The sequence below is a fragment of the Sphingobacterium sp. UGAL515B_05 genome, from assembly GCF_033097525.1.
In the GTDB taxonomy this organism is placed as follows: domain Bacteria; phylum Bacteroidota; class Bacteroidia; order Sphingobacteriales; family Sphingobacteriaceae; genus Sphingobacterium.
The window spans coordinates 1,740,305-1,757,403 of sequence record NZ_CP109907.1; the positions used below are offsets into that span (position 1 = coordinate 1,740,305).

The window sequence follows — 17,099 nt, forward strand, 5'->3', positions numbered from 1 at the left end:
CTATCTATATTTTTTCATTAAGGGTTTTACAATTGATAGATAATCTATATTTCTGTATCTGCTCCATAAAATAAAAAAGATGAGATAAAGTAATGACCCTATAATTATTACAGCAAAGTTTTCCAATTTAATAAAGCTGATTAGATATCTAAACAAAAATAGAAAAGATAAAGCTGGGATAGCTAAATCAAATATCAATTTTATTGGAAACAGATCTTTTAATGAAACCTTAAAATATTTGGAAATAAAGACTAATATAGCAATAATTCTACCAATTTGTGATAAACAGGATACTATACTAATTAACACAGGGTTTGTGGTAAAGTGTACACATAAAAAATCAAGAGTAACTAGTATTATGGCACTTATCATATGAACCCTAAAATAATGTTTCTCACCACCGATAGTAAGCATTAATGGTCCGTAAGCTATTAGATTAAAAAAACTTCCGATTAATTTTACCTGAAAGTAAATACTTGATGCTTGATATGCATCACCATATAAAAAAACTACTATTAGATCTGAAAAACAAAAGAAATAAATCAATATTGGATAAACTAACATTGCTGATTTCTTAAAAACTGAATGCCATATTCCTAAAATTTCATTATTCGAGCTACTTTTATTTTCAAAGACTTTCTTTGAAAATATTGGATATAATACTACAGAAGATGCAGAAATTATCATAGAGATAAAGGGCAATTCTATAGAACCATTTGAAAATTCCGCAAAAACCTCATTCCCATAATATCTACTAATAAAAAACTGATCAGTAGAACTGATAATTACCCCCCAAATACTAGCCCCCATAATAGGTAGAGTATAGGAGAAAATATTTTTATATGAAAGATTCGTGTTCCTCTTTGTTAAACCTTTTAAAGGCAAATTTTTGAAGTAAATAGCTACAACAAAGTTAATTAGAGAAGCAAAAACAAACCCAATAATTGCATGCTTAACTGTTCCTTTAAATAGAATTACTGGTAAAACCACACATATCAACATAAACACTTTCGACAAAATATTATAGATTGCTAAAAATTTAGTCTTTCTGTATGTTGATAATATACCGTCTAATCCCATGGTAGGAAGCATTAAAAAAGGTACTATACTAAAAATTTTCAATAAATCATTTAACTCTTCATTACCCAAAAACTTTGAAATATACTCTGATAAAAAATATATAACAAAACCAAAAAGCGCTCCATTTAAGAATAAAATTGAATTCAATTTATTAATAATAGTTTTTGCCTCCTCTTTATCAAATCGAGGCAAGAAATAACTGAAGGCCTTTGGAACTCCTAAGGTAAAAGCGATAGTTAATGAATTGTATACATATATTACTTGTTTATAGGTACCATACTCATCTTTTAAGAAGTAGCGACTCAAGATCATCGAACTAACGATTGTAAATCCGAATGAAGCTAAACTTCCCATCATTATCCAAAACGTTTGGACTGTATTATTTGACTCTTTTGTCATTTATTATTTTAATCAACTATTATGTATTCAACATTAATTTGCATTATTTTAAATTTTCAAATTTTTATAGCACTGTTCAATTTTAAATAGGAAAATAAAATTGAAGACCAAACGATAACTTTTAAAATGTTTATTTTCAATTAATCTGTATTTAGAAATTTGAAAAATTGTATTTTCATTCGGTTTTATCAATAATAGTTGATTCCTATCCAAATTACCTATTATAGATGAACTCCACAAAAATCCAAAACAATTTTATCACTAGAAATACTCATATTCTTAAATTCCTTGTGCGCAACCAGAAATACAATTATATCCGATCGATCGACGGCTTCTTGATAATTTGTTAACTTAAATAAGCTATGTTCACTAATATTTGGTTCTACAATATAATATTCCTCATCATTTGCGTCTTGAAGAATTCGTTGAACAATATATTTGGCAGGTGACTCTCTTAAATCATCGATGTTTGGTTTAAATGCCATGCCCATAAGTGCAATCTTAGGTTCTCTACTGTTTTTAAGTTGAAATTTCTTCCGCTCTTCCCTAACTTTTTCGGCACACCAAAAAGCTTTATGGTTATTAACCTCACGTGCTTTACTAATTATTCTTGATTCCAAAGGAAATTCAGACACAATAAAATATGGATCGACTGCTATACAATGGCCCCCCACCCCGCATCCAGGTTGTAAAATATTAACTCGAGGATGTTTATTTGCCAATTTTATTAACTCCCAAACATTAATGTCCGCTTTATCACAAATTAAAGATAATTCGTTTGCGAAAGCTATTTGTACATCACGTGATGAATTTTCAGTGAGCTTACACATTTCGGCAGTGCGTGCATTTGTAATATGTAGTTCACCTTTGACAAATTTGCTATAAAAAGCTATTGCTTTCTGAGACGACTCCTCATTAATACCACCAATCACACGATCATTATTTACTAACTCATACATTACATTTCCGGGCAAAACCCTCTCTGGGCAATAAGCTAAATAAATCTTACCTTCTAACTCTGGTCTCTTCGAAAAAATAATACTCATCATTTTTTCGGTTGTACCTACTGGCGACGTAGATTCAATGATGTACAAATCGCCTTCCTTTAAAAGAGGTATAATCCCTTCCGTAGCAGCCTGCACATAAGATATATCTGGTTCGTGATCTCCTTTAAAAGGAGTAGGAACAACTATCAAATAGGTATCAGCTAAGATAGCAGTTGTTGAAGCTTTCAAATAACCTTCAGCAACAGCTGAAGCTACCGCCTTATCTAAATCCGGCTCAACAATATGGATCTTTCCAGCATTGATTGTATCTACTACATTTTGAGATATATCAACTCCATGTACAGGAATTTTATTATTTGCAATTAAAGCTGAGGTTGGCAACCCGATATACCCTAAACCTATTGTAACTACTTTGGCATTCATATATTATTGAGATTATTTGGAAGTTATAAAATTAACAATGCGTTGGCAGGCTTTACCGTCTCCATAGGGATTATGTAAAGCTGTCATTTTCAAATATCGATCCCTATCGTTTAATAAAGATTCTGTTTCTTTAACAATTAAATTTTTGTCAGTACCAACTAAAATTACTGTCCCCGCACTAACTGCTTCTGGTCTTTCTGTATTATTACGCATAACTAAAACGGGTTTCCCTATGCTAGGAGCTTCTTCTTGCACTCCTCCCGAATCTGTAATAATCATGTATGACTCATTCATCAGCCACACAAACGTGGGATAGGACAATGGTTCTACTAAGTGAATATTATCTACGTCAGATAATATTTCATATACTGGTTTTTTTACATTTGGATTTAAATGAACCGGATAAATTATTTGAACATTCAGATTATTAATAGCAATTTCTTTTAATGCTTGACAAATATTTATAAATCCCTCTCCATGATTCTCTCTCCGGTGTCCAGTAACTAGAATAAGCTTTTTTGATCTGTCCACTAATTTTTTCAATCTTCCAATTTCTATATTTTCTAGATTTTTAACCCTATCAGTACTTTCAAGTAAGGCATCTATAACTGTATTACCAGTAACCAGAATATCAGATTCGTTCACTCCTTCTCTTAAAAGATTGAGTTTAGCAGCTTCAGTGGGCGCAAAATGATAATCAGCAATCCGCCCAGTTAACTGTCTATTGATTTCCTCAGGAAAAGGAGATCTTTTATTATTAGTACGTAGGCCAGCTTCAACGTGACAAACTTTCGCTCCCCCATAAAAAGACGCTATACTGCCTGCCATTGTTGTACTAGTATCTCCGTGTACGTATACATAATCCGGCTTGTACTCCTCTAGTATTGGCTTTAACCCTAAAATAATATCACATGTTAATCCAAAAAGATTTTGATTAGGTTTCATTAAATCTAAATCATAATCTGGAACAACATTGAAAAATAGTAAAACCTGATCAAGCATTTCTCTATGCTGAGCCGTTACACACACCTTAACATCAACATTGGTATTTTTCTTAAACTCGTTAACTAAAGGAGCCATTTTTATTGCTTCGGGTCTGGTCCCAAAAATTATTAAATTTTTTTGTTTCATTATGAATAGTATTGCTTAAACCAATCAACGAATTGTCTAACCCCATCATCCACGGATGTAGAGCTTTGATACCCTAAATCATTTAATTTTTTTGTGTCAGCCCATGTCTTCGGTACATCACCGTCCTGCATGGGCAACATAATTTTTTCTGCTATTTGCCCTAGGCTATGCTCAAGCGACTTAATAAATTCTAAAAGCGATATAGGAGAACCATTGCCAATGTTAAAAATTTGGTATGGAGGTTTATCTTCTAAAGGAACAGGGTGATCCAAAGCAATTTTTATCCCACTTACAATATCATCAATATACGTAAAGTCACGACTCATGTTTCCATTATTAAATACCTTAATAGACTTTCCAGCAGTGATAGCATTTGCAAATAACATTGGAGCCATATCAGGCCGCCCCCATGGACCATAAACTGTAAAAAAGCGTAGACCAGTTGTTCGAATATTGTACAAATGACTGTACGAATACGCCATCAATTCATTACTTTTCTTAGTAGCAGCATACAAACTGATGGGTTTATCAACGACATCATCTTCTGAAAAAGGGACTTTCTCATTCTCCCCATATACCGATGAACTCGATGCGTAAACCAAATGAGCTATTTTGTTATTACGGCAGCATTCAAGAACATTCAAAAACCCAACAATATTACTATCTATATAAGAAGTGGGGTTTTCGATGCTATAGCGCACACCAGCTTGAGCGGCCAAATTAATAACCGAATCAAATTGATATTTTTCAAATAATACAGGTAAATTTATACGATCTTGCAGGTTTAACTTGACAAATGTGAATCTTCCTTGGTAATTATTTGATTCCAAAATTATATTTTCAGAAGATATATCTACATCATAAACCCCTAGTTGCCTTAGACGATCTAACTTTAAATTAACATCATAATAGTCATTAAGATTATCCAATCCAACGACAACATTTCCGTTGTCTAAAAGTGAACTTACTAAATGAAATCCAATGAATCCCGCAGCTCCGGTAACAAGTATAGTTTTCATATTGCTTTTATTTTACATTGCTACCTATTGAGTAATAGGTAAAGTTTAAAGAATTCATCAATGAACTGTCCAATAAACCGCGCCCATCAAAAACGAAAGATGGACGTTTCATTTTATTTTTAATAAGTTTCCAATCGTAACCTCTAAATTCATCCCATTCCGTTAAAACAGCAATAGCGTGTGCATCTTGTATCATGTCTAAGGGGTCATTAAAAACCTTTAATAACCGCCGATTTTCTTCAATAGAGCGTGTGCCTAAGGAATCTAAATCTCTATAAATCTGCTCAGCTGAAACTTTTGGATCATAAACAACTATACTGGCCTCTTCGTCCAACAAATGATCGGCTACATACATAGCCGGCGACTCGCGAGTATCATTTGTATCTTTTTTAAATGCCCATCCTAAAAAAGCAATTTTCTTCCCGTTCACGGTATTATACATTGTCTGGATAATTTTCTCCGCAAATCGGCTTTTCTGATGATCATTCAAAATAATAACTTGTTCCCAATAATCAGCCACTTCTTTTAGGTTGTATGATCTAGCAATATAAACTAAATTTAGAATATCTTTTTGAAAACATGAGCCTCCAAATCCTACGGAAGATTTTAAAAACTTTGCACCTATGCGGCTGTCTTGACCAATTGCTCTTGAAACCTCGTCGACATTTGCCCCAGTTACTTCACATAATTCCGAAATAGCATTTATTGAGGATACACGTTGGGCTAAAAATGCATTAGCTACTAATTTCGCTAATTCAGAAGACCATAAATTGGTTCTCAAGATTCGTTCCTTCGGTACCCAAGCTTCGTATAAACTAACTAAAGCATTTATCGATTCTGCATCTTCACCACCAATCAAAACACGGTCTGGATTATGAAGATCCGCTATAGCAGTTCCTTCAGCTAAAAACTCTGGATTTGACAGAATATTGAAGTTAACACCATTTCCAGTATTCTCTAATATATTCTTCAATGCTTCAGCCGTCCTTACTGGCAATGTAGATTTTTCAACAACTATTTTATCGCTCTTGGATATAGAAGCGATTTGACGGGCACATAATTCAATATATTTTAAATCAGCCGCCTGCCCTTTTCCTTTACCATATGTTTTTGTAGGTGTATTAACCGATATAAATATCATATCGGCTTCATCAATCGCTTTATTAACATCAGTAGAAAAAAACAAATTTCGCCCACGTGCCTCAGCAACAACAGCGTCTAGCCCAGGCTCGTAAATAGGCAAATTAATTAAATCACTATCATTCCAAGCATCAATGCGTTCCTGATTCAAATCTACTACAGTAACCTGAATGTTTGGATTTTTCTGCGCAATTACTGACATAGTAGGTCCGCCTACGTACCCTGCGCCAATACAGGCTATTTTCCTTATTATCATTATCTGTTATAAACGATTATCAGCTTTATCAGAAATTATTCCCTTAACGTCATAAATAATAGCGTTATCATTTTTAATACGATTAAACTCTATTGTCAAAAATTCGCTATGAGCCACTCCAAGCACGATAGCGTCATATTTATCATTAGGCAACTCAACAAAACTATGAATACCATATTCATGTTTTACTTCCTGAGGATTAGCCCATGGATCAAAAGTAGTTACTTTAACTCCATAATCTTCTAACGCACGAATCACATCCACAATCTTAGTATTGCGAACATCGGGACAATTCTCCTTAAACGTAATCCCAAGCATTAATACTTCGGCACCATTTACATTAATTCCCTTTTTGATCATTGTTTTAACAACCTGAGAAGCTACATACTCACCCATAGAATCATTCAAACGACGGCCGGCCAAAATAATTTCTGGATGGTAGCCATGCTCTTGTGCTTTTTGAGCCAAATAATAAGGATCTACACCAATACAATGCCCGCCGACCAATCCTGGTTTGAATGGTAAGAAGTTCCATTTCGTACCAGCAGCTTCTAAAACGGCATGTGTATCAATATTTAAGATATTAAAAATCTTAGCCAACTCATTGACAAACGCAATATTAATATCACGTTGTGAATTTTCAATCACTTTTGCAGCTTCAGCAACTTTAATACATGGTGCCAAATGTGTTCCTGCGGTAATCACTTCTTTATAAACGGCATCAACTTCCTCCCCGATCTCAGGAGTAGAACCTGATGTCACTTTTAATATTTTCTCAACGGTATGTTGCTTATCACCTGGATTGATGCGCTCGGGTGAATAACCGGCAAAGAAATCTTCGTTAAATTTCAATCCCGAAATTTTCTCCAATACAGGAATACACTCTTCTTCTGTAACACCTGGATATACTGTTGATTCGTAGACCACGATATCTCCTTTCTTTAATACTTTGCCGACTGTCTCTGACGCTTTATATAGCGGTGTTAGGTCAGGGCGATTATTTTTATCTACCGGTGTAGGAACAGTAACCACATAAAAATTTGCATCTTCTATATCGGCCAGTTGGTTTGAGCAGTACAAACCATTTGTATTTGTAGAAAATGGATTTTCATTCACTAAGACTGCCTGAAGAATATCATCTTCGACTTCTAATGTTAGATCTTTCCCTGAACGCAGTTCATCGATACGTTTTTGGTTAATGTCAAAACCCAAAACCGGAAACTTAGTTGCAAATAATCTTGCCAAAGGCAGGCCTACATATCCTAGTCCAATTACAGCTATTTTTTTCATTTCTTTTTTGTCTTTTTAATTGATTAATTCTTATTTCAGATTCTCCCAGTACCACTTCACAGCTTCTTTCAACCCGTTACGGATAACATGAGTTGGCTCGTAGCCTAACAACTGGCGAGCCTTATCAATCGACGCCAGTGAATGTGGGATATCTCCCTGTCTATTTGGCCCATGAACAATCTCCACTTTAGCAATTTCAGCATCGTATGCTGTCAAAAACTCTTTTAGGTAACCAACCAATTGATTCAATGTCGTACGGTCGCCAACAGCCGTGTTATATACCGTGTTAATTGCATCTGGATTGTCGGTAGTCATCGCACGCTCATTCATTTGAATGACGTTGTCGATATAAGTAAAATCGCGTGAGTAATCGCCAGTACCATTGATTACTGGACTTTCGTGGTTCATAAATTTCTTCACAAACAATGGGATAACGGCAGCGTAAGCGCCGTTAGGATCCTGACGGCGGCCAAATACATTGAAGTAGCGAAGCCCAACCGTTTCTAAGCCATAAGTCTTCGAAAAAATATCTGCATATAATTCATTAACGTATTTTGTAATTGCATAGGGAGATAATGGCTTTCCGATAACATCTTCAACTTTGGGAAGACTTTCAGAATCGCCATAAGTGGACGAAGATGCTGCATAGATAAATCGCTTTACTCCAGCATCTCGAGCTGCAACTAACATATTCAAGAAACCTGTCACATTTACTTCATTGGATGTTTGAGGATCTTTAATCGAACGTGGAACTGACCCCAAAGCAGCTTGGTGCAATACATAGTCAACACCTTCAATAGCCTTTTGGCAATCTGCATTATTCCGAATATCACCTTCGATTAAGGTGAAATTTGGATTGCTATCATGCTGTGCGATATTGTGGCGATGGCCTGTAGCAAAATTGTCTAGTACCACAACTTGATGGCTTTTACCTAAAAAATGCTCTACGAGATTTGAGCCTATAAAGCCGGCTCCTCCTGTAATTAATATTTTACTCATCTTTTGACGTAATTATATGGTAGAATGATTTGTATACAAAATAATATAACGCTGTTCTTCAATAGTTTTCTGAAAAGAAAGATTGACCTGCTTTCCCAATTTTTTCCCAACCTTGTCCGCTAACAGCAATAAATATGCCTGATTTATATTTTCACCTAAAACTAATACGTCAATTTTTCCTGAATCTACTCCTCCAGCATAATCCCCAACCAAACTAACTTCTTGAATATCTCCCGCTTGCTGTAGTATATTATCTATAATTTCATCAATTCCCAAATAGGTATGAATTAATTTTTGAAGAGGTGCAAATAAAGAATGTTTTGTGTTGGCTCGGTATAGGATTTTATTTTTTTCTGTACTCTTTTCTAAATACCCTGCTTCGGACAATTGGTTCAGTTCTTTTCGTATGGCATTGGTTGATTCTTGAAACTCATCCGCAAGACCTCTTAAATGTGATTGGTTACTTGCCGATACAAAAAACTTGATCAGTAGCTTCAGTCGCGTCTTGGATGTAATTAAAGAGTCTAGCATGGTATAGTTCAGATTGAGTAACAAAAGTACTCAATCTGATTTTATTTATCAAATTAAATTATTGTTAAACAATGATCAATTGTCTATTCGCCAATTGCATAATAGTCAAAGCCTAATTTTTTCAGTCCAGCGCTATCCAATAATTTCCGCCCATCAAATACAAAGGAAGGCTTCTTCATTTCTTTCTTGATCATCGCCCAATCATATTCCTTAAACTCATCCCATTCTGTTAATACCGTAGCAGCATGAGCCTCGCGTAGAGCTTCATAAGGATCATCAACAACCGTTACCAAACGGCGATTTTCCTCAGCTGAGCGAGTTTTTAAATAATCCAGATCCCTATAAATTTGTTCAGCCGACACTTTTGGATCGTAAACCACAAGATGTGCCTCCTCATCCAACAGATGATCGGCTACATAAATAGCAGCAGATTCCCGCGTATCGTTCGTGTCTTTTTTAAAAGCCCAGCCTAAAAAGGCAATTTTCTTCCCGTTTACGGTATTATACATGGTCTGGATAATCCGTTCTGCAAATCGCGATTTTTGATGGTCGTTTAAAATAATTACCTGTTCCCAGTAATCAGCTACAGCAGCCAGGTTGTAACTTCGTGCGATGTAAACAAGATTGAGAATATCTTTCTGGAAACAAGAACCTCCGAAACCTACCGAAGCCTTCAGAAACTTAGGCCCAATGCGGCTATCATGGCCAATCGCTCGAGACACTTCATCCACATTGGCCCCCGTCACCTCACACAACTCCGAAATCGCATTGATAGACGAAACACGCTGGGCCAAAAAAGCATTTGCAACTAATTTAGATAATTCTGAAGACCATAAATTAGTCGTAAGTATACGTTCTTGTGGAACCCAGGCGGCATATATCTGCACCAGCGCCTGAATAGCATCTTCGTCTTCACCACCAATAAGCACTCTGTCTGGATTGTGTAAATCCGCAACGGCTGTTCCTTCAGCTAAAAATTCCGGATTGGAGAGAATAGCAAAGTTGACGCCGTTCCCTGTATCGTCCAATATACTTTTTAGCGCTGCAGCCGTGCGGACTGGCAAAGTGGATTTCTCGACAATTATTTTATCGCCCTGAGCAACCCGAGCAATCTGCCGCGCACATAATTCAATATATTTTAAATCTGCAGCCTGCCCCTTCCCTTTACCATAGGTTTTTGTGGGCGTATTGACGGATATAAAGATCATGTCCGCCTCATCAATAGCCGCTTCAACATTTGTCGAAAAAAACAAATTCCGCCCGCGAGCTTCCCCTACCACAGCATCAAGACCAGGCTCATAAATTGGAAGCAGGCTAAGATCCTCGTTATTCCACGCATCTATGCGTTGTTGATTCAGGTCAACAACCGTTACCTGAATAGCAGGATTCATCTGCGCAATAACTGACATTGTTGGCCCCCCTACATATCCCGCTCCTATACAAGCAATTTTCTTTATTTTTTTCATTTTTCTATATGCCTAATTTCTATAATTCAATTTTCTTTTAATCAGCAAACCATTATTCTGCTAAAGATAGGAATATGCCCCGAATTTGCGGCCAAAAGAAAGTGACGATAATAAGCTTAACGTAAAATCCACGTGGAACATCATCATGAATAAGAATAAAGAAACCCCGGCAAGCAGGGTTCCTTTGAGTTAAATAGGTATTTAATATGGAATAAAAACACGTAAATTATTTATTGACCAAATCACCCGGCTTTTCGGAATGATTATGATATACGCCCATCATGGGAAGAACAGTACTAAATGCTTTCTTTTCCCCATCCGTATAGTTAATTACACCTCGTATCCTGACTTTATAATTAGTTAGATCAATTTCTTTTGTTTTATCCGATACGATCCGGAAGCGTACAGATACTTCAAAAGAAGTATTTTCACTTTCTTTAAAAGGTAGAAATAAAGCTGCTGCAGCTTTATTTCTACCTTGGAGTCTGTTGATCGGACGTCTTTCACCACAATATTATTGACATCCTCCCGAAATCGCTCGCCCCGAAACACCAGCGCCCCGTGGGTTGCTCGGAAACTACCACTATACTGTCCAGGATGATCCTGAAAACGGTAGTAAACATACATGGATACATCAGTAGGTTTTTTCTTTCTAGAAGAAAAAAACCGAAATAAAGCATACGCTACTGCAATAAACAGAAATATATAAAAATACATCATAATCAACTCGTCATTCTATCTGAATGTCAATATCCTTGCGTTCGTAGATATTCCTCTAAATGCGTATAACAAAAGTAACAAGTAATTGTGGACAGAAACAGAGACCCTAGGGTCTTATTTACAATTAGGAAAATAAAAGCTTATTAGGTTTAATGAAAATAATGCATTTTTGTTTGCCTTATGAAGCCAAATATTATTGTCACCATCTTAATGTTGCTCTGCATAGCAACCATCCGTTTCGGAGGAGATGCGATGATGGCCAATAATCAGGTTGCAGTACAGACTTGCATCGCCAAAAACTCGCCTCTACTCATTGCAAAGGAATCCGCTGAGTATACCAATCCGATATATTACTATCATCATTCCGTCCTTTTTGCTCCCCTCAACCGAATTAAAAGGGAAGTTGATCAAGAAAAAGGCATTTTCTGGCTCAAAAAGGAAATAAGTCTTTCAGACAGCTTAACAACAGGCAATTATGTCTTATCCTTCGACAATTTAACGTATGTCAATCTCACCGTAATCGATTCAAAAGGTGAAATCGTATATAAAAAGAAATCAGGTTTGTTCCGTAAACGCAAGGATCTGGATCCGCGAGATGGCCGTGATCATTTTGTTTTAAACCTGGAAGCGGGAAAACCCTATACCATATTGCTCCGGGTAAAACATAGCAAAGGCTACACACCGCTGTATAATTTCCATTTACAGAAAGAACTGGATTATGTTAAAAAGAAACAACATAGCCGAATTGTCCATGCATTTATGGAAGGTGCCATTATTGTACTCCTACTGTATATGGCATTGGCATGGATAGTATCACGCTACCGACCCTATATCTGGATTTTTCTGTTCTTGCTATCTATTGGTATATATAGCGTTGCGCTTCAAAACATCTTTGTCGATTTTATCTTTTATGACAGTCCCCAACTGGGCTGGAGCATGGTATCGCTCTTTAGCAGATTTGCTGCTATTAGTTTCTATCTGTTGACCATAGATTTTCTTCAATTAAGGAAGCTGCATACCCGTTATTATAAAGTAGCCTGTTACATTATTTTCACGATTGGCATCACGGCACTATTTACATTTGTCAATAATTTTTATTTTGTCAATTATAAACAAAGTAACTGGGTAAATATTACGCTCGGCATTATTCATATGCTTTATTTTTCTAACGTTTTTATTTCACTCTGGAAAAAGATAGACCTGATGCAGCGCTTCTTAGCGTATGGAAGTGTGTTTTTTGTGACCGGTATCACTGCCATGGTCTACTGTGCACTCACTTTTCAAGAGCAGGCCATACAATATGTTTCCATGCTGACGCAGTTTTTTGCCCTGTGCATTACCATGTTGCTATTGATCGGTATACGCTTAAAATTGCGAAAAAATGAACTGGACTATCATCAGTCGACCGAATCAATTGTGCAGGAAAGGACAAATGAACTAAAGAAAGCAAATAATGCACTTTATGAACAGCAAATCCAACTGCTTCAAAAGAATCACTATATTGAGACATTGATCGATGAAGTTAATCATCGGGTAAAAAACAACCTGCAGCTCTTATATAGTCTCGGAAGCCTGTACAAAACAGGTGAAAGCCATGGTGTTCAATATAATCAGGCCATCCAGTCGATGCAAGACCGTATTCACGCCATGATGCTGGTCAACCAGCTACTGGTGTATAATCAGAACAGCCAGCTGAAATTAAAAACGTTGGTTATTGAAACGGTCAATTACCTTAGACAGATGCATGATCCAGAAAAAAAGGTCAGCGTTAACGTCGATATTGAACAAGACTGGTTGATATCCACAAACACGTCGATCCCGCTAGCGTTGATCATCACAGAGCTATTGACAAATAGTTATAAATATGCTTTTCCAGAAGGAAGCACAAGCACTCCAGTCATTAGCCTAAGTATCATCAAGAAAAAACTTGCGACAATGATGCATTTTGAAGATAATGGCATTGGCGCCACCCAAACTGTTTTATCAACTTCTTTCGGAATTGGTCTGGTGAAAGACCTAACCAGGCAGATTAAAGGAACCGTGACCATCCAGCAAGAGCGAGGATTTCAGTATAAATTTGAATTTAACAACATGATATGAGCCTAAAAGTTTTAATTGTAGAAGACGAAATGATTATCGCCCGATTTATCGAATATCAACTTCATTCCCTTTATTCAGGATTGGAATTGCATATTGCGCTCACGGTTGACGAGGCAGATCAATACATGGCGCAAAACTCACCAGATCTAATACTCTGTGATATTCAGCTCAATGATCGACTAGATGGCATTGAGTTAATGGAAAAATATGCCGCAACCAAACTTTTTAGCCTTATTTTTATTACTTCGTATCAATCGAAAAGCAGCATAGACCGCGCAGCAGCACTAAATCCTGAAAATTACATTATTAAACCGTTGGGAGAAAATCGGCTCTATGCTGGCACACACTTGGTTATCCAGCGCCTACAACAACAAAGGGATAAAAACCAAACGGTGGAAAAATTAAAAGCATTGACTCCGGCAGAGTTAAATATCCTTAAGCTGATAGCCCTCCGACATACGACTAAATATATTGCCGAATCACTATTCCTCAGTCCCTACACCATCAAAAACACCAGGCACCGCATCTGCCGGAAGCTTGACCTCCAGGAAGAAAACAATGCGCTCTTATCCTGGGCTATCGAACATCAACATTTGCTGAAATTCTAAGTAAAAAAATAAGGGTTTGTTCCATTACAAACCCTTTCCCATAAAATAAGAATTAATGCAAATTATGTCGTCTGATTCGATTGTTCGTTTGATTGATAAAGCTCTCCTATCTTCAATACTGTACTAAACGTTTTTGGTTTTCTGTTGGCATAATTCAACACACCAGCAATGCGTATCCCTTTACCTTCCAATGCTGCTATTTCACCTTTCTTTCGTTGTAATTTAAACCGCACCGATACATCTGAATCGCCTTTTTTGCTTTCGAAAGGCACAACCACAATCTGTTCCAGATTGACGACTAAAGCGGGATGATCGGGTTTGACCTGTTTGATTACCATATTTTTAAGCTCTTCGTCTTTGGACTTCGTCCGAAATACAAAAACACCACTTTTTGTCCGATAGTCGCCACTGTATTGTCCGGGCCTATCCTGAAACAGGTAGTTGACCTGCATCGAAACAGCTTCTTTAAATAGCTTTTCCCGCTGCCTTGATTGTAGAATAAAATAAATAATAAATAAAACGATAACTGAAACTGATAAAATAAGTACCATAATAAAATAGATAATAGGACTAGGCGTTACACAATCTTATGATTGCATTTAACTATATCTCAAAATTAGGGTAATTGGCGATAGATGGCTAAAATTGACAGGGGACAAATTGGGGACAATCACATACTTAGCTAAAAATCAATCGTATATTGTATTTTTATATTGGGTTTATTGAATAACTTACTTAAGGGCTATACAAATTCGAGTTTTGCATTTCTTCCTGAGAGCAGGAATCAGCTACACGCTAAATTAGCTCGTGTAGCTGATTATATCGATCTGAGCTTACAAGGAAATAGTTTAACTTGTAGCTAGATTGAAATTAGTCGATCAGTTTGGACTGATGACGTTCCAATGTATTATAAATTTTCTTGACATCCTGGGATTTCTCTTTTTGTAATACCAGTATCGCATCTTTTGTATGTACAAGAATACTATCGCGCATCCCCACAAATGCCGTATAGATATCAGTACCGATAACCATATTGCCATTCTCATCAACCGGATGACCCGTCTGTTTCAAATAATCATACATCGACTCAAAGGAACCGAGATCGGACCATTGAAAACTGGTGGCGACAACACGAATTTTCTTGGAGCGCTCCATCACCGCATAATCAATGGAGATTGATGGAATCTCTTTAGATAAGGCCAAATCCAGCTCACCATCCTTGCGATGCTGCCATGCGTTGAATGCTGTTGCATACACTTTTGGTTCAAAGGTCTGTAACTCGGCCAGAAACGTATCCGCTCGAAAACAGAACATCCCAGAATTCCATAAGAAATTGCCGCGTTCAATAAAATCCTCGGCCGTATCTTGATTCGGCTTCTCGCGGAAAGACAAAACTTTATCATCCTTATATTCGATATAGCCATACCCTGTTTCAGGACGTGTCGGCTGAATACCAAACGTAACAATATAACCTTTATTAGCCTTTTCTATCCCAGCTTTGATTGCTTCGGCATAAGCCTCCTCCCCAACAATCACATGATCGGAAGGTGTGACGATCAAAATATCATCCGGCTGTGCTGCAAAGGCAGCGAAAGCAATAGCAGCAGCTGTATTACGGGGTGTAGCCTCGACAATGTCAATATAGTCTATCTTATTGTTTTCCATGACTTCACGGCTCAAACTATGATTATCACAGTTACCTACAACAATCACTTGTCCGCAAAGGGATTGATTACGTTTAACGGTCATTTCAAACAATGAGCCATCCTTAAATAAATCAAGGTATTGCTTGGGATAGCTTTTACGTGAAAGCGGCCACAAACGGCTACCTACTCCACCTGTTAAAATAACATGTATAATATTGCTCATAATAATTAATGTTTCTCCGCCTCTTTATCAGCGACAACCTTTCGTAATCCTGCACTTGAAAAACGATGTGTACGTTTGTTATAATAGATCTCTATATTTTCTTCCACACAATATGAACGCCCCGAAAAATCTTTGTCACGATATTCCTCGCCAATAATACGGATATGAATAGGAAGTGCTTTGATCATATCAATCAAGTCTTGCTCCGTCTCATAGGGGATAATTTCATCGACATAACGACAACCTTCCAATTGTACATACCGCTCGACAATTGTTTGCGTCGGTTTAGCTTTCTCAGGAAATACCTCTGAAGGATCTGTATTTAAACCAACAATCAGGTAATCACAATTTCTTTTTGCTTCTTCAAGCATCATAATATGGCCAGCGTGTAATAAATCGAACACGCCAAAGGTAATTCCAATTTTCATCGTATAATCTTTTCTCTAATGGTTGATTAGATCGTTTAGCTAATTACTATTTATAATGATTAGACTATTTCTAGAGCCGTTCCATCTTGTGAATTGGCGTCTGCAACAATTCTCCGCAAGCCCGAGCTTGAGAAGCGGTGGTCCCTGCTATTGAAATAGAGCTCAATACCTTTTTCCTCACAATAGGTTCTTCCAGTAAAGCTTTTCTCGCGGTATTCATCGCCAACAATTCGCACATCAATATTGAATGAGCGTAAGATATCTTCTAAATCTTGCTCAGTTGCATAAGGAACGATCTGATCGACATATTTACAGCCCTTGAGCTGTATATAACGTTCTACAACAGTCTGAACAGGTTTATTTTTTTCAGGACGGTCAATAGTTGGATCTGTCTGCAGGCCACAGATCAAATAGTCACATTGTCTTTTTGCATCTTCCAACATTTTAATATGCCCAGCATGCAGTAGGTCGAATGCACTGAAAGTAATACCAATTCGCATTCCTTTTTCTGGAATTTTTATCATAGTCGCATTGATTTTAATAGAATAGAAATTTTATTGTATTCATATACCAAAGATAAGATATATCTAATAACAAACAGAGGGAAGATTTGGTTCGAAAATTATATAATTA

The 17,099-nt window shown here is 36.7% G+C and carries 16 protein-coding genes; 2 read left to right on the forward strand and 14 right to left on the reverse strand.

What is annotated here, in order from left to right; translation table 11 throughout:
- The 10 genes from OK025_RS06995 to OK025_RS07040 form a co-directional block, all read right to left on the reverse strand.
- Positions 1-1,479 carry an oligosaccharide flippase family protein gene (locus tag OK025_RS06995; RefSeq protein ID WP_317668873.1) on the reverse strand — a complete coding sequence of 493 codons (1,479 nt, stop codon included), beginning with the start codon at positions 1,477-1,479 and terminating at the stop codon, positions 1-3.
- Positions 1,480-1,700: 221 nt separating this feature from the next.
- Complete coding sequence (gene wecC / locus OK025_RS07000) at positions 1,701-2,909, reverse strand: UDP-N-acetyl-D-mannosamine dehydrogenase (protein WP_317668874.1); 1,209 nt, start codon at positions 2,907-2,909, stop codon at positions 1,701-1,703.
- A 12-nt stretch (positions 2,910-2,921) separates the two neighbouring features.
- On the reverse strand, positions 2,922-4,040 hold the full coding sequence (gene wecB, locus OK025_RS07005; protein WP_317668875.1) for a non-hydrolyzing UDP-N-acetylglucosamine 2-epimerase: 1,119 nt from the start codon (positions 4,038-4,040) through the stop codon (positions 2,922-2,924).
- On the reverse strand, positions 4,040-5,059 hold the full coding sequence (locus OK025_RS07010) for an NAD-dependent epimerase (protein WP_317668876.1): 1,020 nt from the start codon (positions 5,057-5,059) through the stop codon (positions 4,040-4,042). The genes wecB and OK025_RS07010 overlap by 1 nt, the downstream gene beginning before the upstream one ends.
- Positions 5,060-5,066: 7 nt before the next feature.
- On the reverse strand, positions 5,067-6,455 hold the full coding sequence (locus OK025_RS07015) for a nucleotide sugar dehydrogenase (RefSeq protein ID WP_317668877.1): 1,389 nt from the start codon (positions 6,453-6,455) through the stop codon (positions 5,067-5,069).
- 6 nt (positions 6,456-6,461) lie between these two features.
- Positions 6,462-7,745 (reverse strand): nucleotide sugar dehydrogenase, encoded by a 1,284-nt coding sequence (locus OK025_RS07020; protein WP_317668878.1) that lies wholly within the window; start codon positions 7,743-7,745, stop codon positions 6,462-6,464.
- A 30-nt stretch (positions 7,746-7,775) separates the two neighbouring features.
- Positions 7,776-8,744 (reverse strand): SDR family oxidoreductase, encoded by a 969-nt coding sequence (locus OK025_RS07025; protein WP_317668879.1) that lies wholly within the window; start codon positions 8,742-8,744, stop codon positions 7,776-7,778.
- Positions 8,745-8,756: 12 nt separating this feature from the next.
- On the reverse strand, positions 8,757-9,275 hold the full coding sequence (locus OK025_RS07030; protein ID WP_317668880.1) for an ArsR family transcriptional regulator: 519 nt from the start codon (positions 9,273-9,275) through the stop codon (positions 8,757-8,759).
- 83 nt (positions 9,276-9,358) lie between these two features.
- Positions 9,359-10,741 carry a nucleotide sugar dehydrogenase gene (locus OK025_RS07035; protein WP_317668881.1) on the reverse strand — a complete coding sequence of 461 codons (1,383 nt, stop codon included), beginning with the start codon at positions 10,739-10,741 and terminating at the stop codon, positions 9,359-9,361.
- A gap of 360 nt (positions 10,742-11,101) precedes the next feature.
- Positions 11,102-11,461 carry a hypothetical protein gene (locus OK025_RS07040; protein WP_317668882.1) on the reverse strand — a complete coding sequence of 120 codons (360 nt, stop codon included), beginning with the start codon at positions 11,459-11,461 and terminating at the stop codon, positions 11,102-11,104.
- 180 nt (positions 11,462-11,641) lie between these two features.
- On the opposite strand from OK025_RS07040, the gene OK025_RS07045 reads away from it, so the two are divergent.
- Both OK025_RS07045 and OK025_RS07050 read left to right on the forward strand, forming a co-directional pair.
- Positions 11,642-13,561, forward strand: coding sequence for a 7TM diverse intracellular signaling domain-containing protein (locus tag OK025_RS07045; RefSeq protein WP_317668883.1), 1,920 nt, complete (start codon positions 11,642-11,644; stop codon positions 13,559-13,561).
- Positions 13,558-14,169: a DNA-binding response regulator gene (locus OK025_RS07050; RefSeq protein WP_317668884.1), complete on the forward strand. Its 612-nt coding sequence runs from the start codon at positions 13,558-13,560 to the stop codon at positions 14,167-14,169. The genes OK025_RS07045 and OK025_RS07050 overlap by 4 nt, the downstream gene beginning before the upstream one ends.
- Before the next feature lie 62 nt (positions 14,170-14,231).
- Here OK025_RS07050 and OK025_RS07055 read toward each other — a convergent pair whose 3' ends face one another.
- The 4 genes from OK025_RS07055 to OK025_RS07070 all read right to left on the reverse strand — a co-directional run bounded on the left by OK025_RS07055 (position 14,232) and on the right by OK025_RS07070 (position 16,990).
- Positions 14,232-14,720 (reverse strand): hypothetical protein, encoded by a 489-nt coding sequence (locus tag OK025_RS07055; RefSeq protein ID WP_317668885.1) that lies wholly within the window; start codon positions 14,718-14,720, stop codon positions 14,232-14,234.
- A 319-nt stretch (positions 14,721-15,039) separates the two neighbouring features.
- Positions 15,040-16,038 carry a mannose-1-phosphate guanylyltransferase gene (locus OK025_RS07060; RefSeq protein ID WP_317668886.1) on the reverse strand — a complete coding sequence of 333 codons (999 nt, stop codon included), beginning with the start codon at positions 16,036-16,038 and terminating at the stop codon, positions 15,040-15,042.
- Positions 16,039-16,043: 5 nt separating this feature from the next.
- Complete coding sequence (locus OK025_RS07065; protein WP_317668887.1) at positions 16,044-16,466, reverse strand: adenylyltransferase/cytidyltransferase family protein; 423 nt, start codon at positions 16,464-16,466, stop codon at positions 16,044-16,046.
- 59 nt (positions 16,467-16,525) lie between these two features.
- Positions 16,526-16,990 carry an adenylyltransferase/cytidyltransferase family protein gene (locus OK025_RS07070; protein ID WP_236590157.1) on the reverse strand — a complete coding sequence of 155 codons (465 nt, stop codon included), beginning with the start codon at positions 16,988-16,990 and terminating at the stop codon, positions 16,526-16,528.
- Positions 16,991-17,099: the final 109 nt, after the last annotated feature.